The 23463-nt window shown below is 63.8% G+C and carries 20 protein-coding genes and 1 tRNA gene; 13 read left to right on the forward strand and 8 right to left on the reverse strand.

Annotation, left to right across the window (positions count from 1 at the left end; all coding sequences use genetic code 11):
- Positions 1 to 97: 97 nt before the first annotated feature.
- The 3 genes from ABLV49_RS06390 (at position 98) to ABLV49_RS06400 (ending at position 3122) form a co-directional block, all read left to right on the forward strand.
- A complete protein-coding gene (locus ABLV49_RS06390) occupies positions 98 to 1435 on the forward strand; it encodes a type IIL restriction-modification enzyme MmeI (RefSeq protein ID WP_349280801.1) in 1338 nt (445 codons plus the stop codon).
- 45 nt (positions 1436 to 1480) lie between these two features.
- Positions 1481 to 1702 (forward strand): hypothetical protein, encoded by a 222-nt coding sequence (locus ABLV49_RS06395; RefSeq protein WP_349280802.1) that lies wholly within the window; start codon positions 1481 to 1483, stop codon positions 1700 to 1702.
- Positions 1703 to 2444: 742 nt separating this feature from the next.
- Complete coding sequence (locus tag ABLV49_RS06400) at positions 2445 to 3122, forward strand: hypothetical protein (RefSeq protein ID WP_349280803.1); 678 nt, start codon at positions 2445 to 2447, stop codon at positions 3120 to 3122.
- A gap of 35 nt (positions 3123 to 3157) precedes the next feature.
- On the opposite strand, the gene ABLV49_RS06405 is transcribed toward ABLV49_RS06400, so the two are convergent.
- From ABLV49_RS06405 to ABLV49_RS06425, 5 genes are read right to left on the reverse strand one after another with little or no spacing between them, the layout of a single operon-like run.
- Positions 3158 to 3928, reverse strand: a complete 771-nt coding sequence (locus tag ABLV49_RS06405) for a zinc-dependent peptidase (RefSeq protein ID WP_349280804.1) — start codon at positions 3926 to 3928, stop codon at positions 3158 to 3160.
- Positions 3929 to 3938: 10 nt separating this feature from the next.
- Positions 3939 to 4739 carry a UDP-2,3-diacylglucosamine diphosphatase gene (locus ABLV49_RS06410; protein WP_349280805.1) on the reverse strand — a complete coding sequence of 267 codons (801 nt, stop codon included), beginning with the start codon at positions 4737 to 4739 and terminating at the stop codon, positions 3939 to 3941.
- 34 nt (positions 4740 to 4773) lie between these two features.
- Positions 4774 to 5283, reverse strand: a complete 510-nt coding sequence (locus ABLV49_RS06415; RefSeq protein ID WP_349280806.1) for a peptidylprolyl isomerase — start codon at positions 5281 to 5283, stop codon at positions 4774 to 4776.
- A gap of 17 nt (positions 5284 to 5300) precedes the next feature.
- On the reverse strand, positions 5301 to 5909 hold the full coding sequence (locus ABLV49_RS06420) for a peptidylprolyl isomerase (RefSeq protein ID WP_349280807.1): 609 nt from the start codon (positions 5907 to 5909) through the stop codon (positions 5301 to 5303).
- A gap of 35 nt (positions 5910 to 5944) precedes the next feature.
- Positions 5945 to 6511, reverse strand: a complete 567-nt coding sequence (locus ABLV49_RS06425) for a tetratricopeptide repeat protein (protein WP_349280808.1) — start codon at positions 6509 to 6511, stop codon at positions 5945 to 5947.
- A gap of 307 nt (positions 6512 to 6818) precedes the next feature.
- On the opposite strand from ABLV49_RS06425, the gene cysS reads away from it, so the two are divergent.
- The 6 genes from cysS to ABLV49_RS06455 all read left to right on the forward strand — a co-directional run bounded on the left by cysS (position 6819) and on the right by ABLV49_RS06455 (position 12598).
- Entirely contained in the window at positions 6819 to 8210 is a 1392-nt protein-coding gene (gene cysS / locus ABLV49_RS06430; RefSeq protein ID WP_349280809.1) for a cysteine--tRNA ligase, read from the forward strand.
- Between the two features lie 52 nt (positions 8211 to 8262).
- A complete protein-coding gene (locus ABLV49_RS06435; RefSeq protein ID WP_349280810.1) occupies positions 8263 to 9003 on the forward strand; it encodes a DNA-3-methyladenine glycosylase family protein in 741 nt (246 codons plus the stop codon).
- Between the two features lie 62 nt (positions 9004 to 9065).
- On the forward strand, positions 9066 to 10046 hold the full coding sequence (locus tag ABLV49_RS06440) for an acetyl-CoA carboxylase carboxyltransferase subunit alpha (RefSeq protein ID WP_349280811.1): 981 nt from the start codon (positions 9066 to 9068) through the stop codon (positions 10044 to 10046).
- Between the two features lie 25 nt (positions 10047 to 10071).
- Entirely contained in the window at positions 10072 to 11058 is a 987-nt protein-coding gene (gene tilS / locus ABLV49_RS06445) for a tRNA lysidine(34) synthetase TilS (protein ID WP_349281628.1), read from the forward strand.
- A 144-nt stretch (positions 11059 to 11202) separates the two neighbouring features.
- The gene (locus tag ABLV49_RS06450) at positions 11203 to 12471 is read left to right on the forward strand and encodes an aspartate kinase (protein WP_349280812.1); all 1269 of its coding nucleotides are present in this window, start codon (positions 11203 to 11205) and stop codon (positions 12469 to 12471) included.
- Positions 12472 to 12505: 34 nt separating this feature from the next.
- A tRNA-Ser gene (locus tag ABLV49_RS06455) sits at positions 12506 to 12598 on the forward strand.
- A 44-nt stretch (positions 12599 to 12642) separates the two neighbouring features.
- Here ABLV49_RS06455 and ABLV49_RS06460 read toward each other — a convergent pair.
- The gene (locus ABLV49_RS06460; protein ID WP_349280813.1) at positions 12643 to 13311 is read right to left on the reverse strand and encodes a TetR family transcriptional regulator; all 669 of its coding nucleotides are present in this window, start codon (positions 13309 to 13311) and stop codon (positions 12643 to 12645) included.
- A gap of 179 nt (positions 13312 to 13490) precedes the next feature.
- Here ABLV49_RS06460 and ABLV49_RS06465 point away from each other — a divergent pair, with 179 nt between their 5' ends.
- Genes ABLV49_RS06465 through ABLV49_RS06475 form a run of 3 tightly spaced genes read left to right on the forward strand, consistent with a single transcriptional unit; the run spans position 13491 to position 19434 of the window.
- Positions 13491 to 14789: an efflux RND transporter periplasmic adaptor subunit gene (locus ABLV49_RS06465; RefSeq protein ID WP_349280814.1), complete on the forward strand. Its 1299-nt coding sequence runs from the start codon at positions 13491 to 13493 to the stop codon at positions 14787 to 14789.
- A gap of 12 nt (positions 14790 to 14801) precedes the next feature.
- The gene (locus ABLV49_RS06470) at positions 14802 to 17975 is read left to right on the forward strand and encodes an efflux RND transporter permease subunit (protein ID WP_349280815.1); all 3174 of its coding nucleotides are present in this window, start codon (positions 14802 to 14804) and stop codon (positions 17973 to 17975) included.
- The gene (locus ABLV49_RS06475) at positions 17968 to 19434 is read left to right on the forward strand and encodes an efflux transporter outer membrane subunit (RefSeq protein ID WP_349280816.1); all 1467 of its coding nucleotides are present in this window, start codon (positions 17968 to 17970) and stop codon (positions 19432 to 19434) included. The genes ABLV49_RS06470 and ABLV49_RS06475 overlap by 8 nt, the downstream gene beginning before the upstream one ends.
- 93 nt (positions 19435 to 19527) lie before the next feature.
- Here the strand turns inward: ABLV49_RS06475 and murI are convergent, their stop codons facing one another.
- Positions 19528 to 20346: a glutamate racemase gene (gene murI, locus ABLV49_RS06480; RefSeq protein ID WP_349280817.1), complete on the reverse strand. Its 819-nt coding sequence runs from the start codon at positions 20344 to 20346 to the stop codon at positions 19528 to 19530.
- Between the two features lie 26 nt (positions 20347 to 20372).
- A complete protein-coding gene (locus ABLV49_RS06485; protein WP_349280818.1) occupies positions 20373 to 21923 on the reverse strand; it encodes a fumarate hydratase in 1551 nt (516 codons plus the stop codon).
- A 111-nt stretch (positions 21924 to 22034) separates the two neighbouring features.
- Here ABLV49_RS06485 and fumC point away from each other — a divergent pair, with 111 nt between their 5' ends.
- Positions 22035 to 23426: a class II fumarate hydratase gene (fumC, locus tag ABLV49_RS06490; RefSeq protein ID WP_349280819.1), complete on the forward strand. Its 1392-nt coding sequence runs from the start codon at positions 22035 to 22037 to the stop codon at positions 23424 to 23426.
- Positions 23427 to 23463: the final 37 nt, after the last annotated feature.

Here is a 23463-nt window from a genome sequence, read left to right on the forward strand (position 1 = left end):
TCAGGCCGCCTGACCTGTCATTCGTCACCCGACAATCCCGCATCGACGTTCACGACCGGGCCTGCGCCCGGACCGATTTCCCTCATTACCCCACGCCATGACGCCCCAGGACTTTATTCAAAAATGGGGTCCAGGCGGCCCCGCCCATGGCCTGAATGAAGAGCAGGGCGCGCAAAGCCATTTCCTGGATTTGTGCGAACTGCTGGCCGTGCCCAAGCCCGGCAGCGAAGTGGGCTACCTGTTTGAAGAAAAGAACAGCGTCATCGGGGGGCGCACGGGTTACGCCGACGTGTTCCGGCGCGGTGCTTTCGCTTGGGAAAACAAGGCGCCCGGCAAGAACCTCGACGCCGCGCTCAAGCAACTGCTCAGCTACAGCCTGGCGCTGAGCAATCCGCCCATCCTGGTGGTCTGCGACCGCCTGACGATTCGCATCCACACCCAGTTCACCGGCCACCCGAGCGAGACGCACACGGTGCTGCTGGCCGAACTCGACCAGCCCGCCAAGCTGGCGCTGCTGCGCCGCATCTGGACGGCGCCCGAGAGCTTTCGCCCGAAAAAAACCAGCCGCGACATCACCGAAGCGGCCGCGCGCAGCTTTGCCACGCTGGCCGAAGGCCTGCGCAAGCGCGGCCCGGCCAAGGACGCCGACCCGCAGGGCTGGCAGACGCATGCCGACGAAGTGGCGCATTTCCTCACGCAATGCCTGTTCTGCTTTTTTGCCGAAGACGTGGGCCTGCTGCCCGGCCGCATGTTTGAAGGGCTGGTGAACAACCGCCGGCTCACCAGCGAAAAGCTGACCGGCGGGCTGCGCAACCTGTTCAGCGTGATGCGTGACGGCGGGCTGTACGGCAACGACGATATTCCGTGGTTCAACGGCGGGCTGTTCAAGACCATCAAGGTGCCGCCGCTGACCGTGCTCGACATGACCGAGCTGCGCAATGCCGCCGGCCTGAACTGGAGCGCGATTGACGTGTCGATCTTCGGCACGCTGTTCGAGCGCGGGCTGGACCCGGGCAAGCGCAGCCAGCTCGGCGCGCATTACACCGACCCGGCGACAATTGAGCGCATCGTCGAGCCCGTACTCAAGCGCCCGCTGCTACAAATTTGGCAGCAGCTGGTGCCCGTGCTGCAAGCGCTACTGGCAAAAAGCACCAAGAAAGGCGATAAAAACTACAAGGCCGCGCAGGTCAAGTTCATCGGCTGGCTCGACCAGCTCAAAGACTTCCGTGTGCTCGACCCGGCCTGCGGCAGCGGGAATTTCCTGTTCATGGGCCTGAAGGCGCTCAAGGACATCGAGCACCAGAGCCACATCGAAGCGGCCACGCTGGGGCTGGAGCGCGAAGCCGACCTGGTGACCGGCCCGCACAACATGCTTGGCATCGAGCTGAACGAATACGCCGCCGAACTGGCGCGCGTCACGGTCTGGATTGGCTAGCTGCAATGGCGGCTGCTGCACGGCTACGAGTTCAAGACCAACCCGGTGCTGGAGCCGCTGGACCATATCGAGTGCCGCGACGCGCTGCTGACGTTTGGCGCTGGCGGCGCTGCCCCTGTCGAGGCAGAGTGGCCGAAAGCCAGCGTGGTGATGGGGAATCCACCGTTTCTGGGCGACAAGAAGATGCGCGCCGAACTGGGAAACCCTGCGCGCCATCTACAAAGGCCGCGTTCCGGGCGGCGCGGATTTGGTTTGCTACTGGTTTGAAAAGGCCAGGCAAGCCATTGAAATTCATGGCCTGAATGCGGCGGGGCTGGTGGCGACCAATTCGATACGCGGCGGAAAAAACCGCGCGGTGCTCGACGCGATTGCTAAAACGACCCGCATTTACGAGGCGTGGAGCGATGAGGGCTGGGTGAACGACGGAGCGGCGGTGCGGGTTTCGCTGGTGGCGTTTGGGCATCCGACATTGGATGCAATGCTTGATGGCCAAAAGGTTGCAACGATCTATTCCGACTTGAGCGCTGGCTCTGGAGAGGGTGCATCGCTTGATTTGTCGCTGGCGACTGTATTGAACAGTTCCGGAACCAGCTTTATCGGAACCCAAAAGGGTGGTCCTTTTGACGTTTCTGGTCGTATTGCCCGGGACTGGCTCCGGCAACCCAACCCTCACGGGCGCCCGAATTCAGAAGTGCTCGCTCCTTGGATTAACGGTCTGGACATTACGCGACGCCCGAATGATGTTTGGATCATTGATTTCGGATGCAATATGTCAGCCGATGATGCGGCTTTGTATGAGCAACCGTTTGGTCACGTTGTAGCGAATGTCAAACCTGCTCGCGAGGGCCTTAAGCGCGAGAACCATGCGCGGTACTGGTGGCGGCACGCCGAGAGTAGGCCAGGTATGCGTGGAGCACTACGCGAATTGAGTCGCTACATTGGAACTGCGCGCGTGGCCAAGCACAGGCTCTTCACTTGGCAACCATGCTCAACCTTGCCAGATTCGCAGGTGGTTGTAATCGCCCGCGCCGACGATGCCACCTTCGGCATCCTGCATAGCCGCTTTCATGAACTCTGGTCGCTACGCATGTGCACTTGGCTGGGCGTGGGCAACGATCCGCGCTACACCCCGACCACCTGCTTCGAAACCTTCCCTTTCCCGGCAGGCTTGACGCCCGCCGACACCGCGCACCAGCGCACCGAAGCCATCGAGGGCGGGGCGCTGGTTCCAGCCGGGCTTTCAGCGCAAAAAAATGCATCAAAACAGGCTCCTGCGCATAAGGGGCGGGCGCAAGCAGCTATTAAAACAGTAGCGATTGGCGACCACGCCGCGCACATCGCTAGCGCTGCCAAGCGCCTGAACGACCTGCGCGAGAACTGGCTCAATCCGCCCGAATGGACGCAGCGCCTGCCCGAGGTGATTCCGCTGGGCATGGCAAAAAGCCCGTACCCCGACCGCATCGTGCCCAAGAACGGCCATGAAAAAGAGCTGGCCGAACGCACGCTGACCAAGCTCTACAACCAGCGCCCGGCCTGGCTGGATGTGGCCCACAAAGCGCTCGACGCCGCCGTGGCCGCCGCCTACGGCTGGACCGACTACCGCACCGACATGCCGGACGAGGAAATCCTCAAGCGGCTGCTGGCGCTGAACCTGCAGCGCGCCACTTCGCAAGGCGCTATTAATTAAGTAGCTGCTTGCGCCCGCCCACTGTGCGAAAAAGCCTATTTTTGCTTGAAAAACTGGTCAAACAGCGCGGTCAGGGCCGGAAAATCGGCGGTGAAGCGCTCGCGGTTCACGAAGTAAGCCTCGCAGGCCACGGCAAAGAATTCAGCCGGCGCGCTGGCGCCATAGGCATCCAGCCAGGGCGGCTCGGCGCCAAAGCGCTCGGCCATGGCGACCTGCTCGCAAAAGCCGTCGTAGGCGGCCTGCATCGTGTCGTGCCAGGCGGCGTGGGCGGCGCGCGAGGGCAGGGGCGGGCAGCCGTCGGCCGCGCCGTCCCGCATGTCGATCTTGTGGATGAACTCGTGAATCACCACGTTGTGGCCGCGCTCGGCCAACTCGCCCGAGGCGGCCACGTCCTGCCAGCTCAGGGTGACCGGGCCGCCGTGCATGGCTTCGCCCAGCAGCGCTTCCTTGTAGTCGTGGACCACGCCGGCGCTGTCGGTGGTCTTGCGCCGCGCCAGCATCGCGCCGGGATGCACGACGATGCCGGTGAAGTCGTCATACCAGCCAAGCCCCAGGCGCAGCACCGGCACACAAGCCTGCGCGGCGATGGCCACGGCCATCTCGTCGGTGACTAGCAAGCCGTGCGCGCCGGTGAATTCCTTGCGCTGCAAAAACCGGCCGACCAGAGCGCGCAGCGCCTGCCGGTCGGCGGCCGAAAGCCGGGCCAGGAAAGGGTAGCGCTTGAGCGTGTGCTGCCACAGTGCTTCGGGAATGGCCTTGGGCGGGGCGCCGGGCAAGCCCAGCAGGGATTGAAGCCAGTTCAGCATGCCGCAGGCCTCAAGGGGCGAGCAGGGCGATGCGCTGCAGGCCGCTGGCGCTCAGGCGCAGCACATCGGCGCGCGGCACGCTGGCCTGCGCATCCCAATCGCTCAGCACCAGGCGCGACAAGCCCTTGCCCAGGTCGTGTTCGGCCGGCTTGTGGGTGTGGCCGTGGATCAGCGTGCGGGCGTTGGCGGCCTGCAGCCACTGGCGGGCGGCGGCGGCGTCCACGTCGCCATGGTCCATGCCCTGCTGGTGGGCTTGGCTTTGCCGGCGCATGTCGCGGGCCATCGCCTGGCGTTCGGCCAGCGGCCGGGCCAGGAAGGCCTGCTGCCAGTCCTGGCCGCGCACCAACTGGCGAAACCGCAGGTAGTCGATGTCGTCCAGGCACAGCGCATCGCCATGCGAGAGCAGCCAGCGCTGGCCGGCGAACACCAGCACGGTCGGGTCGTCGAGCAAGGTGGCGTGGCAAGCGTCCATGAAGGCCGCCCCGACCAGGAAGTCGCGGTTGCCGTGCATGAAAAACAGCGCCAGCCGGCTGGCCGCCTGGGCAAGCACGCTGGCGCAGCGGTTTTCAAAACTGGTTTGCGGGTGGGCGCGAAAGTCGGTGCCGACGGCATCGTCGCCGACCCAGACTTCAAACAGGTCGCCCAGGATGAACACGGCATCGGCCGGCGTGCTTTGCAGGTAGGCCTGCCAGGCGCTGAAGGTGGCCGCATCGCCGGCCTGCAGATGCAGGTCTGAAATGAAATCGACCGTGCGCCAGGACGGGGGAGCGGCAAGCTCGGCCATCCGGGGCACGGTCAGGGCGGTTTCCATTCAGGACTCAGGCGGGCTCAGTCCGAACGCGGCTTCAGGCCAGCACGACGGCTTTTTCGATCACCACGTCTTCGAGCGGCACGTCGTCATGAAAGCCCTTGCGGCCGGTCTTGACGGCCTTGATCTTGTCCACCACGTCGGTGCCCGAGACGACCTTGCCGAACACGGCGTAACCCCAGCCCGAAGCGTTCTGGCCGGTGTGGTTCAGGAAACCGTTGTTGCCGACGTTGATGAAAAACTGCGAACTGGCCGAATGCGGCGCATTGGTTCTAGCCATGGCGACGGTGTACATGTCGTTTTTCAGGCCGTTGGTGGCTTCGTTCTCGATCTCGCCGTCGGTGGGCTTTTGCTTCATGCCGACTTCAAAACCGCCGCCCTGCACCATGAAACCGGGAATCACGCGGTGAAACACGGTGTTGTTGTAGTGGCCCTTGTTGACGTAGCTCAGGAAGTTGGCGACCGACTTGGGCGCCTTGTCGGCGTCGAGTTCGAGCGTGATGACGCCGTGCTTGACGATGTGCAGTTCTACTTTCGGGTTGCTCATGGAAATGTCCTTTGGGGTTAGTTGACGAGGGTTGCGGATTTGATGATGACGGGCGTTTTGGGAACGTCCGAAGGAAAGGGGCCGCCGCTGCCGGTGGGTACGGACTTGATCTTGTTGACCACGTCCATGCCGCCGACGACCTTGCCGAAAACGGTGTAGCCGGGGGCCAGAGTTGACGGGTTCAGGAAGTCATTGTCTTTCACGTTGATGAAGAACTGCGATGTGGCGGAATCGGGCTCGTTGGTGCGGGCCATGGCCAGCGTGCCGGGGACGTTTTTCGGGCCGCCCTTGGCCAGCGCCTCGCGGCCTTCGTGCACCACGGGGGCGCGGGTTTTCTTCTCGGCATAGGCGCCGTCATAGCCGCCGCCCTGGACCATGAAGTTGTTGATCACGCGGTGAAAAACCGTGCCGTCGTAATGCTTGTCCTTGACGTACTGGAGAAAGTTCTCGACCGTCTTGGGCGCTTTGTCGGGATAGACCTCGACCACGAACTCGCCTTCGCTGGTGGCGAATTTCACCTTGGGGGCGACGGGTTCGGCGGCCAGGGCGATGCCGGCGCTGAAGGTCAGGGCGACCAGCAGGGCGCTGGCGGCGCGGCGGGTGAGGGTGCTTGTTGAAATGTTCACGGAGTCGGTCTTTCAAAAAGTCAGAAGGAAAAGTTTCAGGGCGCCTTGGCCGGCGTGGCCGGCTTGGCGGCGGGCGCCAGCAGCTGGCTGATCAGCGCCAGCTTGGGCGCCAGGGCGGCGTTGCCGGCATTGAGCTGCTGCGCCCGGCTGTAGGACTGGCTGGCCAGGCGGGCATAGATGTCGCCCAGGTTTTCGTGGGCGGTGGCGTAGCGGGGGTTCAGGCGAACGGCCATTTCAAGGGTTTCCCGGGCCTTGTCGAACTGGCTCTGGCTGGCATACAGCACGGCCAGGTTGTTGTAGGGCTCGGGCAGCTCGGGGTAGTCGGTGGTGATCTGGCTGAAGGTGGCGATGGCTTCGCCGGTTTTGGCGGTTTCGGTCTGGATCACGCCCTTGAGAAAGCGCATCTGCGGGTCGCGCGGCTTGGCGGCCAGGTATTTGTCGGCGCTGGCCAGGGCTTGGGGGAACTGTTTGCCGCTGATCAGGCGGTTGACATCGGTGTACTCGTCAGCCTGCGCGGCCGGCGCGACTAGCAGTGCCAGCAGCAGCCAGCTGCCGAGCGCGAAGGCTGGGGGCTTGCGTGAAAAGAAGGCTCGCGTGGGCATAAGTCTTTCGCTGGTTGTAGGGAGGCATGAGGCCGCGCTGGGGCGCAAAGTGGCTGCCAGGCAACCCGGCCCTGGTCGGGGGTTGCAGCGTCGTCACACGCGCCTGGACCGGCTGGATATGCTGCGTAATTCTAGCTGAGGGGGTATAGTCACCCTCCTTGCCCTGTTGTTGATTCCCGGTTCCATCCCACGGATTTCACTTCTGTTTCAGCGTCATCGCCGCCGGTGGCGCCCAGGCAGACAGGCTTTTTTCTTTTCTTTTCCTTTCTGGCAATCCGACGTCAGACCACGCACCCAGACAATTTCCATGAGCCTTCGTATTTACAACACGCTGTCGCGTGCCGTAGAGGATTTTTCTCCCCTTGTTCCCGGCCAGGTCCGCATGTATGTGTGCGGCATGACGATTTATGACCTGTGCCACATCGGCCATGCGCGCATGATGATGGCCTTCGATGTGGTGCAGCGCTGGCTCAAGGCCAGCGGTTACCAGGTCAGGTATGTGCGCAACATCACCGACATCGACGACAAGATCATCAAGCGCGCGGTTGAGCGCGGCATCACCATCCGCGCCCTGACCGACGAGATGATAGCCGCCATGCACCAGGACATCGGCGCCCTCGGCATCGAGCTGCCGACGCTGGAGCCGCGTGCGACCGAATACGTGCCGCAGATGCTGGCCATGATCAGCACGCTGGAGAAAAAAGGGCTGGCCTACCGGGGCTCGGGCGGCGACATGAACTACGCCGTGCGCAAGTTCCCGGGTTACGGCAAGCTGTCGGGCAAGTCGCTCGACGAGTTGCGCGCCGGCGAGCGCGTGGCCGTGCTCGAAGGCAAGGACGATCCGCTGGACTTCGTGCTGTGGAAGTCGGCCAAGGAAAGCGAGCCCGAGGACGCCAAGTGGGACAGCGCGGCGCTGGGCCACGACTACGGCCGGGGCCGGCCCGGCTGGCACATCGAATGCTCGGCCATGAGCTGCCAGACGCTGGGCGAGACCTTCGACATCCACGGCGGCGGCGCCGACCTGCAGTTTCCGCACCATGAAAACGAAATCGCCCAGAGCGAAGGCGCCAATGGCAAGCCGCTGGCGCGGTTCTGGGTGCACAACGGCTTTGTGCGCGTGGACAACGAGAAAATGTCCAAGTCGCTGGGCAACTTCTTCACCATCCGCGACGTGCTGCAAAAGTACGACGCCGAAACCATCCGGTTTTTCATCATCCGCGCGCACTACCGCAGCGCGCTGAACTACAGCGACGCGCACCTGGACGATGCACGCAATTCGCTCAAGCGCCTGTACACGGCGCTCGATCTGGTGACGCCGGCTGCCGTGGCGATTGACTGGGCTGATCCGTTTGCCGCCCGCTTCAAGGCCGCGATGGACGAGGACTTCGGCACGCCCGAAGCCATTGCCGTGCTGTTCGAGCTGGCCGGCGAGGTCAACAAGACCCATTCCGCCGAACGCGCCGGACTGCTGAAAAGCCTGGGCGCCTGCCTGGGCCTGCTGCAGGGCGAACCTTCGGCTTATCTGCAGGCGGGGGCGGGGCTGGACGACGCGGCCATCCAGGCATTGATCACGCAGCGCGCCAACGCCAAAAAGGCCAAGGACTTTGCGGCGGCGGACCGCATCCGCACCGAACTGCTGGACCAAGGCATCGTGCTGAAGGACTCGCCGCTGGGAACGACCTGGGAGGTGCAATCGTGAAGTTTTCAAGCCTTTTAGGTCTTTTGCGCAAATCCAGTGGGCGTAAGTAGCTATGAAAAAGATAGTAAAGAGCGTTCCGGCTCCGGCTGCATTCGCCCAGCAGCTCGACCTGATCGAGCAAATCGAGCTGTCCGAAAAGGCTGACTTGGCCCAGGCGGCAGAGGCGGCGGCCAGGGTGCCCGCGTACTGGGCCGACGCCTGCAAGCACCTGGTCAAAAAAGACCGGGTCATGAAGCGCCTGATCCCGAAGTTTGGCGACACCTGCCTGCAGTCGCGCGGCGACGCCTTCAGCACGTTGGCGCGCAGCATCATCGGCCAGCAGATTTCGGTGAAAGCGGCGCAAACCGTCTGGCACCGTTTTGCCGCCCTGACGGCAGAAATGACGCCCGCCCATGTGCTGCGGCTCAAGGTGGACGACATGCGTGCCACCGGCCTGAGCCTGCGCAAGGTCGAATACCTGGTCGATCTGGCGATCAACTTTGACGCCGGCAGCATCCATGTGCAGGACTGGCAGGAGATGGACGATGAAGCCATCATTGCCGAGCTGGTTGCCATCCGGGGCATCGGCCGCTGGACGGCCGAGATGTTTTTGATGTTTTATTTGACCCGGCCGAATGTGCTGCCGCTCGATGATGTCGGGCTGATCAGCGGCATCAGCCGCAATTATTTTTCCGGCGAATCTGTCAGCCGCAGCGATGCACGGGAAGTCGCCGCTGCCTGGGCGCCGTACTGCAGCGTGGCAACTTGGTATATTTGGCGTTCGCTGGACCCGAAAACGGCACCCGGCGCCTGATGGACAGCGTGCGGCTGCACCGCACCGGCGTTTACAAGATTTAAAAAGCCCGAGGATCACACATGGCCAAAAAGACATTTCTCGATTTCGAGCAGCCGATTGCGGAGCTGGAAGGAAAAATTGAAGAATTGCGTTACGTGCAAACCGAATCAGCGGTCGATATTTCAGAGGAAATAGAGCAGCTGGCCAAGAAAAGCCAGCAGCTCACCAAGGACATCTACAGCACCCTGACGCCCTGGCAAATCACCAAGATCGCCCGGCACACCGAGCGGCCCTACACGCTGGACTACATCCGCGACATCTTCACCGATTTTGTCGAGCTGCACGGCGACCGGCATTTTGCCGACGACCTGAGCATCGTCGGCGGCCTGGCCCGCTTCAACGGCAATGCCTGCATGGTGCTGGGCCACCAGAAAGGGCGCGACACCAAGGAACGCGGCCTGCGCAATTTCGGCATGACCAAGCCCGAGGGCTACCGCAAGGCGCTGCGCCTCATGAAAACGGCCGAGAAATTCAAGCTGCCGGTGTTCACCTTTGTCGATACGCCCGGTGCCTACCCGGGCATTGATGCCGAAGAGCGCGGCCAGTCCGAAGCCATCGGCCGCAACATCTTTGAAATGGCGCAGCTCGAAGTGCCCATCATCACCACCATCATCGGCGAAGGCGGCTCCGGCGGCGCGCTGGCGATTTCGGTCGGCGACCAGCTGGTGATGCTGCAGTATTCGATTTATGCCGTCATCAGCCCCGAAGGCTGCGCCTCGATTCTCTGGAAAACGTCAGACAAGGCGCAGGAAGCCGCCGAAGCGCTGGGCATCACCGCGCACCGGCTCAAGGCGCTGGGCGTCATCGACAAGATCGTCAACGAGCCGGTCGGCGGCGCCCACCGCGATCCCAAGCAGATGTCGGCCTTCCTGAAGCGCGCGCTCAATGACGCGTTCCGCCAGGTCAGCGACCTGCCGGTCAAGGAACTGCTCAACCGTCGCTATGACCGGCTGCAAAGCTATGGCCGCTTCACCGACACCAAAGCTGACGCCGGCAAATAACCCGCTTCGCCCCGAGCCGCCGGGCTTGGTGGCTTCGGTTGCTTCATTGAATCCGGCGCTGGCGGGCATTGATTCCCTTTTTCCGGCTTTTTCCTCTTCATCATCCTTGCCCCTGGGCGTGGCCTACAGCGGCGGCGCTGATTCGACCGCCTTGCTGCTGGCCACCGCCGAGCGCTGGCCGGGGCAGGTTCAGGCTTTCCACATCCACCACGGGCTCCAGGCCGCTGCCGATGACTTCGTTCGCGTCTGCGAATCGGTATGCACCATGGTCGGCTTGCCCTTGCATATCGTTCAGGTCGATGCGCGCCACGCATCCGGCGAAAGCCCCGAAGACGCGGCCCGGCGCGCGCGCTATGCCGCGCTGGCCACGGCGGCGACGGCGCGGGGCATGCAGGGCGTACTGCTCGGCCAGCATGCCGATGACCAGGTCGAAACCATGCTGCTGGCGCTGAGCCGGGGCGCCGGTTTGCCCGGCCTGTCAGCCATGCCGGCCAGTTTCTGGCGCGGCGGCATGGTGTTTTACCGGCCGCTGCTGCAAATTCCTTCGGCGGTTCTGCGCGAATGGCTGGTGCGCCAGCCCATTGAGTTTGTGGACGACCCGACCAACACCGACGAGCGCTACACCCGCAACCGCATCCGGGCGCGTTTGCTGCCCGCGCTGGCGCAGGCGTTTCCGCAGTTTCGCGCCACCTTTGCGCGCAGCGCCCGCCACGCCGCGCAGGCCCAGGCGGTGCTGGTGGAAGTCGCCGCGCAGGATCTGGCCGTGGTCGGGAACCCGCCCGCCATCAAGGCCTTGCAAGCCTTGTCGCTGCCGCGCCGGGCCAATGTGCTGCGCCACTGGCTGCTGCAGCAGCAGGCTACGCCGAGCGCGGCGCAACTGGAGCAATTGCTGCATCAGGTGGCCGCCTGCACCACGCGCGGCCACCGGATTCACCTCAAGGTGGCGTCGGGCCATGTGACGCGGCTAGGCGCCAGCTTGTGCTACAGCGACGCCGCAGCCCGTGCCCGCTGAGCCGGAAGTTGTGCTGGTTATAATTTAAGGCTTTGCTGCATAGCCGGGAGCCAGGCTCTGCGCAAGCGGTTTTCTGGCATTTTCCCTTGGGCAAGTGCCGGCAAAAAAACAAGTTCACCACCAACTCCTGATTGACATCCTGCAATGGCTTTGATCGTTCATAAATACGGCGGTACTTCGATGGGCTCGACCGAGCGCATCCGCAATGTCGCCAAACGCGTCGCCAAGTGGGCGCGCGCCGGCCACCAGATGGTGGTGGTTCCCAGCGCCATGAGTGGCGAGACCAACCGCCTGCTGGGCCTGGCCAAAGAGCTGGCGCCCGCCCAGTCCGACGACACCTACAGCCGCGAACTCGATGCGCTGGCCGCCACCGGCGAGCAGGCCTCCAGCGCGTTGCTGGCGATTGCGCTGCAGGCTGAAGGCATGCCCGCCGTCAGCTACGCCGGCTGGCAGGTCACCATCAAGACCAACAGCGCCTACACCAAGGCCCGCATCGAGTCGATTGACGACGAAAAAGTGCGCGCCGACCTGGACGCCGGCAAGGTCGTGATCATCACCGGCTTTCAGGGCATGGACGAGGGCGGCAACGTCACCACGCTGGGCCGTGGCGGCTCCGACACCTCGGCCGTGGCGATTGCCGCCGCGCTCAAGGCGCATGAATGCCTGATCTACACCGATGTCGATGGCGTGTACACCACCGACCCGCGCGTCGTGCCCGAGGCGCGCCGCCTGCAGACCGTGAGCTTCGAGGAAATGCTGGAGATGGCCTCGATGGGCTCCAAGGTGCTGCAGATTCGCTCGGTCGAGTTTGCCGGCAAGTACAAGGTTCCGCTGCGCGTGCTGTCCAGCTTTACCGACTGGAATATCGACATCAACGAAGAAGCCAGATCAGGCACTTTGATCAGTTTTGAGGAAGACGAAAAAATGGAAAAAGCCATCGTATCGGGCATCGCGTTCAACCGTGACGAAGCCAAGATTTCCGTGCTCGGCGTGCCCGACACCCCAGGCATTGCCTACCAGATACTGGGCGCAGTGGCCGATGCCAACATCGAAGTCGATGTGATCATCCAGAACATCAGCAAGGACGGCAAGACCGACTTCAGCTTTACCGTGCACCGCAATGACTTTGCCAAGGCCCTTGATCTGCTCAAGTCCAAGGTCGTTCCCGCGCTCGGCGCGCAGGAAGTCACCGGCGACGCCCGCATCTGCAAGGTCAGCATCGTCGGCATCGGCATGCGCAGCCATGTCGGCATTGCCAGCAAGATGTTCCGCGTGCTGGCCGAAGAGGGCATCAACATCCAGATGATCTCGACCAGCGAAATCAAGACCTCGGTCGTGATTGACGAGAAATACATGGAACTGGCCGTGCGCGCGTTGCACAAGGCTTTTGACCTCGATCAGCCTGTTGCCTGAAACCGCCCTGAAGTCGTGCGATAATCTTTGAATTGGAAACGTGACCGAGTGGCCGAAGGTGCTCCCCTGCTAAGGGAGTATGGGGTGTAGAGCCTCATCGAGGGTTCGAATCCCTCCGTTTCCGCCAACACTGCGCCCCTGATGAAAATCAGGGGCGTTTTTGTTTGGCTTTTACTTTTTCCCTGCTGTCGGTGCAAGGCTTTGCGGCTCGTTGCCAAACCCTAGGCCGGTAAAGTAAATGTCCATCGTGCTTTGACCCGCTTCCAGCAGGTCGAAAGCTTGCGGGTCGAGCAGCCAGTTCTGGATCAAGCCATCAATCAATGCGTGCAAACCTTGCGCGGCCAGTGCGCTTGACAGAGGCAGCTTCAGGTTTTCATGCCTGCATGCCGCGTCCAGTCCTTGCTGAACCCTGCACAAAAAACCATTGCGCACCGTCAGATGACGAAGGCGGATGGTTTTGAGTTCTTCAATGTATTCCACCTTTTGCGTCGCGACTTCCAGGACGCGGCGAGTCTGCTGGTCATTCACGATCTGGTTCAAGGCCTTGAGGATGGCGTTGCGCATGCGTTCAAGCGGATAGGCATCGCTGCTGGTTTCTGCCGGGGCGGCTTCATGATTGAAATAAGCCTCCAGCGGCAGCGTGACGCGCTCCATCATGGCGTTGAACAGGTCCGCCTTGTCCTTGAAATGCCAATAGACGGCGCCGCGTGTCGCGCCTGCCCGCAGGGCAATGTCCTGCAGCGTGGTGCGCGAAACCCCTTGCGACTGAAACAGGCACTCGGCTGCATCCAGCAGTTTGTTGCGGGTAACCAACGCTTCTTCTTTGGTTCGACGGGCCACTTCGGTGTCTCCTGAAAACGATTTCATGGAATGCTTTTATACATTCACAAATGTATGTAAACTATACCATTCGTGAAAACCCTTATCTTCGGGGGTTGGTTTTCGGCGGATGCGCTTGCGTGAATTGCCGACACCCTCCTGGTTTTTCCGCCTTTCTCCAAAAAATCCGAGGTACAGATATGCCTACGCCCTGCGTTGCCCCTTCTTTTTTGCCCGCCAGATTTGTACGCCATCAGCCGCTGGTGCTGGTCGCGGTCCTTTCATTGTTCCTGGCTGGATGCGGCAAGGGTGATGCGCCGGCGGCTCCCGGCGCGGGTGCGCCGCCGCCGCCGCCCCAGGTCGGGGTCGTGACGGTCACGCCCGGCGATGTGGGCCTGGTCACCGAGTTGCCCGGCCGTCTGGAGGCTTCACGCATCGCGCAGGTCAGGGCGCGCGCCGCCGGCATTTTGCAAAAGCGCCTGTTCCGCGAAGGCAGCGATGTCAAGGAAGGCCAGCCGCTGTTCACGATTGATTCAGCGCCGTATGCAGCCGCCGCCGCCAGCGCCAGGGCCGGCCAGGCGCGCGCCGAAGCCAACCTGGCGCAGGCCACGGCGCTGGCCGAGCGCTACAAGCCGCTGGTCGAAGCCAACGCCATCAGCAAGCAGGAATACGCCAACGCGGTGGCCGCGCAAAAGCAGGCCGCCGCCGATGTGGCCGTGGGCAAGGCCAATGTGCAGACCGCCAGCATCACGCTGGGCTATGCCTCGGTGACGGCTCCGATCTCGGGCCGCATCGGCCGCTCGCTGGTCACAGAAGGCGCGCTGGTCGGGCAGGGCGATGCCACCCAGCTGGCGGTCATCCAGCAGATCAACCCGATGTATGTGAATTTCACGCAGTCGGCGTCAGACGTGATGAAACTGCGCGCTGCCATGGCCAGCGGCCAGTTCAAGCGGGCCAGCGGCTCGGATGCGGCCAGCGTGCGCATCGTGCTTGAAGACGGCACCGAATACGCGCAGCCGGGCCGCCTGCTGTTTTCAGACCTGACGGTCGATGCCACCACCGGACAGATCACCTTGCGCGCCGAAGTTCCAAACGCAGGCGGACAGCTGTTGCCCGGCCTCTATGTGCGGGTGCGGCTCGAACAGGCCCAGGCCACCAACGCCATCACCTTGCCGCAGCAGGCGGTCACGCGGACCGCGCAGGGCGACACGGTCATGGTGGTCGGCGAAGGCGGCAAAGTCTCGACGCGGCCGATCAAGATAGGCTCTGCCAAAGGCACGCAATGGGTGGTGCTCGACGGCCTCAAGACCGGCGAGCAGGTGATGGTCGATGGCTTCCAGAAGCTGCAGATGATGCCGCCCGGCACGCCGGTCAAGGCCGTGCCATGGCAACCCGCAGCCGCACCCTCCGCAGGCGCGGCGTCGGCCCCTGGAGCCGCTGCCTCCGCGCCGTCCGCAGCCAGTTCGGCAGCGCCCGCCGCCTCGACGGCAGCGAAGTAAGGAGCGCACCGCATGGCCAAGTTTTTTATCGAACGACCGATTTTTGCCTGGGTGATTGCCCTGTTCATCCTGGTGATGGGCAGCGTCGCCATCACGCAACTGCCGATTTCCCAATATCCGCCGGTCGCTCCGCCTTCGATTGTGGTGACCGCCAGCTATCCCGGCGCTTCGGCCCGGACGCTCGAAGACAGCGTGCTCAGCGTGATCGAGCGCGAGATGAACGGCTCGCCCGGCCTGATCTACATGGAGTCGGTCGCCCAGGCCAACGGCTCGGGCACCCTGACGCTGACCTTCGAGACCGGCACCAACCCCGACCTGGCCCAGGTCGATGTGCAAAACCGTCTGTCGCGCGCCTCGCCGCGCCTGCCGCAGGCCGTGACGCAGCAGGGCGTGCGGGTGGACAAGTCGCGCTCGAACTTCCTGCTGTTCACCATGCTGTCGTCCGACAACCCGGCGATTGACCCGATTGCGCTGGGCGACTATGCCTCGCGCAACGTGATCCCCGAACTCCAGCGCCTGCCCGGCATCGGCCAGGCCCAGCTGTTCGGCACCGAGCGCGCCATGCGGATCTGGATTGATCCGGCCAAGCTGGCGGGGTTTGCTCTGTCGTCGGCCGACGTGACCAAGGCCATCGCTGCGCAGAACGCCCAGATTGCCTCCGGCACGATTGGCGACCTGCCCAATGTGGCGGGGCAGGGCATTGCCGCCACGGTGGTGGTCAACGGCCAGCTCTCCAGCGTCGAGCAGTTCGGCAACATCGTGCTGCGGGCCTCGACCGACGGATCGACCGTGCGCCTGAAGGACGTGGCGCGCATCGAACTGGGTGCGCAGACCTATGCGACTTCGGCGCGCCTGAACGGCAAGCCGGCTACCGGCATCGGCCTGCAACTGGCCCCGAGCGGCAATGCGCTTGGCGCGGCCAAGGCCGTGCGCGCCAAGATGGAGCAGCTCAAGCCTTATTTCCCCCAGGGCGTGAGCTATTCGATTCCCTACGACAGCTCGCGCTTTGTTAGCATCTCCATCAAGCAGGTGGCCGAAACGCTGGTTGAAGCGGTGGTGCTGGTGTTCCTGGTGATGTTCTTGTTCCTGCAGAACTGGCGCTACACCGTCATCCCGACCATCGTCGTGCCGATTGCCCTGCTGGGCACCTTTGCCACGCTGCTGGCGCTGGGTTTTTCCATCAACGTGCTGACCATGTTCGGCATGGTGCTGGTGATCGGCATCGTGGTCGATGATGCCATCGTGGTGGTCGAGAACGTCGAGCGCATCATGAGCGAGGAAGGCCTGCCGCCGCTCGAAGCCACGCGCAAGGCGATGGGCCAGATTTCGGGCGCCATCATCGGCGTGACCGTGGTGCTGATCTCGGTATTCGTGCCGCTGGCGTTTTTTGCCGGCTCGGTGGGCAACATCTACCGCCAGTTCTCCGCCGTCATGGTGGCGTCGATTGGCTTTTCCGCTTTCCTGGCGCTGTCGCTGACGCCAGCGCTGTGCGCCACGCTGCTCAAGCCCGTCGAAGCCGGCCACCACCACGAAAAAACCGGTTTTTTCGGCTGGTTCAACCGGGGCTTTTCGCGCACCGCCAAGGGTTACGAAGGCCTGGTGGCGCGCCTGCTCAAGCGCGCCGGCCGTTATCTGGTCATTTATGCGGCCATCATTGGCGTGGTGGCGCTGGTCTATACGCGCCTGCCGACGTCCTTTTTGCCAGCCGAAGATCAGGGCAATCTGCTGGTGAATGTGCAACTGCCACCGGGCGCCACGGTCGAGCGTACCCGCGCCGTGATGGAGCAGGTCGAGGGCTTCATGCTCAAGCAGCCTGAAGTGCAGAGCATGGTTGGCGTGCTGGGCTTCAGCTTTTCGGGCCAGGGCCAGAACGCCGGCCTGGCCTTCGTCACGCTCAAGGACTGGGACGAGCGCAAGGAAAAAAGCCAGCAGGCCGACGCGCTGGCCGGACGCGCCTTTGGTGCCTTCTCGGGCATCCGCGATGCGTTCGTGTTTCCGCTGAGCCCGCCGCCAATTCCCGAACTGGGCTCGTCCAGCGGCTTTACCTTCCGCCTGCAGGACCGCGCCGGGGCGGGCAGCGATGCGCTGCTGGCCGCGCGCAACCAGCTGCTGGGCATGGCGGGCAAAAGCCCGGTGCTGACGCAGGTGCGGCCCGACGGGCTGGAAGACGCGCCGCAGCTGCAGATCGATATTGACCGCGACAAGGCCAATGCGCTGGGCGTGACCTTCGATGCCATCAATGCAGCCCTGTCCACGTCGCTCGGTTCGAGCTATGTCAACGACTTCCCGAACCAGGGCCGCCTGCAGCGCGTCGTGGTGCAGGCCGACGCGCCAGCGCGCATGCAGCCCGACGACCTGATGAAAATCAACGCCAGCAACACCAGGGGCGAGTCCGTGCCACTGTCGGCCTTCGCCACCACGCGCTGGATCAAGGGCGCGATGCAGACCGTGCGCTACAACGGCTACTCCGCCATGCGCATCAGCGGCTCGGCCGCCCCCGGCTACAGCACCGGAGCGGCGATGGCCGAGATGGAAAAGCTCGCCGCCCAGCTGCCGCAAGGCTTTGGCTACGAGTGGACCGGCCAGTCGCGCGAAGAAAAGCAGGCCGGCTCGCAGGCGATGATCCTGTACGGCTTTGCGATTCTGGCGGTGTTTTTGTGCCTGGCCGCGCTGTATGAAAGCTGGTCGATTCCGCTGGCCGTGATTCTGGTCGTGCCGCTGGGCGTGGTCGGCGTGCTGTTGGCGACCCTGCTGCGCAGCTATGCCAACGATGTGTATTTCCAGGTCGGCCTGATCACCATCATCGGCCTGTCGGCGAAAAACGCGATTTTGATCATCGAGTTCGCCAAGGACTTGCAGGCGCAGGGCAAGGGCGTGATCGAGTCGGCGCTGACCGCCGCGCACCTGCGCTTTCGGCCCATCATCATGACCTCGTTTGCCTTCATGCTGGGCGTGCTGCCGCTGGCGATTGCCACGGGCGCGAGTTCGGCCAGCCAGCGGGCCATCGGCACCGGCGTGATCGGCGGGATGATCACCGGCACCGTGCTGGCGGTGTTTTTTGTACCGATTTTCTTTGTCGTGGTTCGCGGCTTTTTCAAGGGTAGCGAGCGGCAGCGGCAAATTTACGCCGAGCATGCCAAGGCGGCAGGCGTGGGCGGACATGAAGGAAAGCCAGCACATGAATAAGACAAGACTTCCCCAACTCCTGGCCATCAGCGCTGCGCTGCTGCTGGCCGGCTGCTCGATGATTCCGACCTACGAGCGTCCGGCAGCGCCCGTCGCGGCCGACTGGCCCGCGCTGAGCGCCACGGCTGCCGCGCCGGGGGCGACCAACAATGGCATCGCCGCCGCAGACATCGAGTGGCAGAGCTTTTTCAGCGACCCCCGGCTGCGCCAGCTGATCGACGCCGCGCTGCGCAACAACCGCGATTTGCGCGTTGCCGTGCTCAACATCGAGCAGGCCAGGGCGCAGTTCCAGATTCGCCGCGCCGACCAGTACCCGACGGTCAACGCGGCCGCGACCGGCTCGCGCCAGCCGTCGAGCAACGAAGGCATCACCAGCACGTACACCGCCGGCCTGGCGATGACCTCCTACGAGTTCGACTTTTTCGGCCGCGTCGCCAGTCTGAAGGAGGCCGCGCTGGGCCAGTACCTGGCCACCGAGGAAGGACGCAAGACCACGCAGATCAGCCTGGTAGCGGCCGTGGCCAACACCTACCTTAGCCTGCTGGCCGATGAGGAGCTGATCGCCATCACCCGGCAGACGCTGGCCACGCGTGAAGACTCCTACCGCCTGAGCAAGCTGCGCTTTGACAATGGCGTGAGTTCGGAGCTGGACGTTCGCCAGGCCGAGTCGCTGATTGAAGCGGCGCGTGTCTCGCTGGCGCAGCTGGTTCGCCAGCGCGCGCTGGACCAGAACGCGCTGGTGCTGCTGCTGGGCCAGCCGGCCACGGGCGAGCTGGCCGTGGCGCTGCCGGCCGGCAAGGGGCTGGCCGACATGCCGATGATGGTCGATGTGCCGGCCGGCCTGCCGTCTGACTTGCTGACACGCCGCCCCGACGTGCGCCAGGCCGAGCAGCTGCTGCTGGCGTCGAATGCCAACATTGGCGCGGCGCGGGCGGCGTTCTTCCCGAAGATTTCGCTGACCGCCAGCGCCGGCAGCGCCAGCTCGCACTTGGGGGATTTGTTCAAGAGCGGCAGCTTTGGCTGGACGCTCGCGCCGCAACTGCTGCTGCCGATTTTTGATGCCGGCCGCAACCGCGCCGGACTGGACTCGGCCAACGCCGGGCGCGACATTGCCGTGGCGCAGTACGAAAAATCGATACAAACGGCATTTCGCGAAGTGGCCGATGCGCTGGCCGGCCGCGCCACGCTGGGCGAGCAGTTGCGCGCACAGCAGGCGCAGGCGAATGCCGAAGGCGTGCGCTTCAAGCTGTCCGACCTGCGCTACCAGAACGGCATTGCCAGCCAGCTCGACCTGCTCGACGCGCAGCGCTCGCTGTTCACGGCGCAGCAGGCCGTGGTGCAGACCCGGCTGGCGCAGCTGCAAAGCCAGGTCACGCTGTACAAGGTGCTGGGCGGGGGGTGGAAGGAGCCGGGCGGGGTGGCGCAGGTGGTGAACGCTGCGCCTTCGCCAAAACCGTAAGCTGCACGGCTTTTAGTTCCGCCAGCGGCGCATGAGAGGTAAAAAAGTGATGTTTTAGGCCAATTGCGCAAGCTGGGCATGCGCAAGCAGCTATTAAAACAATAGTAAATTGACCGGCGCCGACAGCCCCAGCCAGCGCAGCGCAGCGGCCTGCAGCGTGTCCGGCTGGCCGGTGGTGAACAGGCTGACCGGGCCGGGCGGCGCGTTTGCCGCCATCACGGACGCGGGCAGCAGCCTCAGCGTCTGGCGCGCCACCGCTTCGCCGTTGTCGATGAACTGCACTTGCGCGCCGACCAGGGCGCGCAGGTGTTCGCTGGCGAACGGATAGTGTGTGCAGCCGAGCACCAGCGTGTCGATTTGCCCGGTTTCAGTGCCAAATCGGCCCATTGCGCTTATGTAGTGTGCGCAGAGTGCTATGGTTCTGGTAGCGTCGCCAGTGTCTGCGCTGGCCTCGATGGCATGGGCCAGGCCGTCGCAGGGCTGGACGATGAATTCAACCGTCTTGGGGCCGCCGGACTGCGCCTCCAGCAGTGCCTGGAACTTGGCGCTGGCCAGCGTGCTGCGGGTCGCCATCACGCCGATGCGCCCGGTCTGCGTGCGCAGCGCGGCGGGCTTGAGCGCCGGCTCGACGCCAATCAGCGCCAGCCCCGGATACTCGTCGCGCAATAAATGGATGGCCGCCGCCGTGGCGGTGTTACAGGCCATCACCAGCGCCTTGACGTTCTGCCCCGCCAGATACTGCACGATGGCGCGCGAGCGCGCCAGCACATGCGCCTCGTCGCGCTCGCCGTAGGGCGCGTGGCCGCTGTCGGCGATGTAGATAAAGTGCTCGTGCGGCATGGCGGCCCGCAGCGCTTTCAAGACGCTCAGGCCGCCTATGCCGCTGTCGAACACGCCGATGGCGCTATTCATCAGCGGCAACTCACTCAAGCGAATCGTCAGGCGTTGGTGACGGCAATGTTCTTGAACTCGCCCGTGGCAATCTTTTTCTGCCATTCGGCCGGGCCGGTGATGTGGGCGCTGGTGCCGCCCGAATCGACCGCCACGGTCACCGGCATATCGACCACGTCGAATTCGTAGATCGCTTCCATGCCCAGGTCGGCAAAGCCGACGACTTCGGCGTGCTTGATGGCCTTGGACACCAGGTACGCAGCGCCGCCGACGGCCATCAAATAAGCGCTCTGGTGCTTCTTGATCGCCGCAATCGCGACCGGGCCGCGCTCGGCCTTGCCGACCATCGAGATCAGGCCGGTCTGCGCCAGCATCATCTCGGTGAAGCCGTCCATGCGGGTCGCCGTGGTCGGGCCGGCGGGGCCGACCGCTTCGCCCTTGACCGGATCGACCGGGCCGACGTAGTAAATCACGCGGTTGGTGAAATCGACCGGCAGCTTTTCGCCCTTGGCCAGCATGTCGGCAATGCGCTTGTGCGCGGCGTCGCGGCCGGTCAGCATCTTGCCGTTGAGCAGCAAGGTCTGGCCGGGCGTCCAGCTGGCGACTTCTTCCTTGGTCAGCGTGTTGAGATCGACCTTCTTGCTCTTGACGTAGTCAGGCTTCCAGTCCACGTCGGGCCAGGTGTCGAGCGACGGCGGCGTGAGGTACACCGGGCCGCTGCCGTCCATGACGAAATGCGCGTGGCGCGTGGCGGCGCAGTTCGGAATCATGGCGACCGGCTTGCTGGCCGCGTGCGTCGGGTACATCTTGATCTTGATGTCGAGCACGGTGGTCAGGCCGCCCAGGCCCTGCGCGCCGATGCCCAGGGCATTGACCTTTTCAAACAGTTCCAGGCGCAGCGCCTCGACCTTGGTCAGCGCTTCGCCGGCGGACGATTTGGCCTGCAGTTCGTACATGTCCAGGTCGTCCATCAGGCTTTCCTTGGCCATCAGCACGGCTTTCTCGGCGGTGCCGCCGATGCCGATGCCCAGCATGCCGGGCGGGCACCAGCCTGCGCCCATCGTGGGAACGGTCTTCAAGACCCAGTCCACCACCGAATCGCCGGGGTTGAGCATGACCATCTTGCTTTTGTTTTCGCTGCCGCCGCCCTTGGCCGCGACCGTGACTTCGACCGTGTTGCCGGGAACGATTTCGGTGAAGATCACCGCCGGCGTGTTGTCCTTGGTGTTCTTGCGGTCGAACTGTGGATCGGCCACGACGCTGGCGCGAAGCGTGTTGTCGGGGTGGTTGTAGCCTTGCCGAACGCCTTCATTGATGGCGTCGTCAAGGCTGCCGGTGAAGCCGTCCCAGCGCACGTCCATGCCGACTTTGAGGAACACATTGACGATGCCGGTGTCCTGGCAGATCGGCCGGTGGCCGGTGGCGCTCATCTTGCTGTTGGTCAGGATTTGCGCGATCGCGTCCTTGGCGGCCGGGCTTTGTTCACGCTCGTAGGCGCGCGCCAGGTGGGCGATGTAGTCGGCCGGGTGGTAATAGCTGATGTACTGCAGGGCGGCGGCAACGGATTCGATGAGGTCGGCTTGTTTGATCGTGGTCATGGCTTGGGGTGAGTTGGGGCAACTCCCGTTGACGGGGATTGCTTTTAATTACTTTTATTAGCGGCTATGCTGAAACCACCACCCTCCATTTTGACAGGTCAGGCCAACACCATGATTACACCCAACGCCACGCGCAGCGAGCGCGACACCTTCGGCCCCATCGACGTTCCGGCTGACCGGCTCTGGGGCGCGCAAACCCAGCGTTCGCTGCAGAACTTTGATATTTCAGGCGAGCGCCAGCCGGTCGAGCTGATCCGGGCGCTGGCGCAGATCAAGCGCTCCTCGGCGATCGTCAACCATGCGCTGGGCCTGCAGGATGATCAAAAAACCAGCGCCATCGTGGCGGCGGCCGATGAAGTCATTGCGGGCCGGCACCCGGACGAATTCCCGCTGGTGGTCTGGCAGACCGGCTCGGGCACGCAGACCAACATGAACGTCAATGAAGTGCTGGCGAACCGCGCCAGCGAACTGCTGGGCGGCGAGCGCGGCGATGCGCGGCTTGTCCATCCGAATGACGACGTGAACCGCAGCCAGTCGTCGAACGATGTGTTTCCCACGGCGATGCATGTGTCGGCGGCCCTGGGAATGACGAACAAGCTGCTGCCGGCGATTGAAAAACTGCGCACGACGCTGGCGCAGAAATCGCGCGACTTTGACGACATCGTGAAGATCGGCCGAACCCATCTGCAGGACGCGACGCCGCTGACGCTGGGCCAGGAGTTCTCGGGCTACGTCGCGCAACTGGCGCACGGCGAGGCGCATGTGCGGGCGGCGCTGCCGCATCTGTATGAACTGGCGCTGGGCGGCACCGCCGTGGGAACCGGGCTGAACGCGCCCAAAGGCTACGCGGAACAGGTGGCCGCCGAACTGGCGCGGCTGACGGGCCTGCCTTTCGTCACCGCGCCGAACAAGTTCGAGGCCATGGCCTCCTGCGATGCCTTGGTCCATGCCCACGGCGCGCTGAAAACGCTGGCCGCCAGCTTGACCAAGATTGCCAACGATGTGCGCTGGCTGGCCAGCGGCCCGCGCAGCGGCATCGGCGAGTTGAGCATTCCCGAGAACGAGCCGGGCTCGTCCATCATGCCGGGCAAGGTCAACCCGACGCAAAGCGAGGCGCTGACGATGCTGGCCGCCCAGGTGTTCGGCAACGACGTGGCGATCAATTTCGGCGGCGCGTCGGGCAACTTCGAGCTGAACGTGTTCCGGCCGATGATTGCCTACAACTTTCTGCAAAGCGTGCGCCTGCTGGCCGACGGCATGGTGAGCTTCAACGACCACTGCGCCGTCGGCATAGCACCGAACCGCGAGCGCATCGCCGAACTGGTCGGCCGTTCATTGATGCTGGTGACGGCGCTGAACCCGCACATCGGTTACGACAAGGCGGCCTTTATCGCCAAGAAGGCGCACAAGGAAGGCAGCAGCCTGCGCGAAGCGGCGATTGCCTCGGGCCATGTCACGGCCGAGCAGTTCGATGCCTGGGTGGTGCCGCAGAACATGGTGTGAACAAAAAAGGCGCTACCTGCTATCGTTTGAATAGCTG

Source organism: Polaromonas hydrogenivorans, from assembly GCF_040105105.1.
GTDB lineage: Bacteria > Pseudomonadota > Gammaproteobacteria > Burkholderiales > Burkholderiaceae_C > Polaromonas > Polaromonas hydrogenivorans.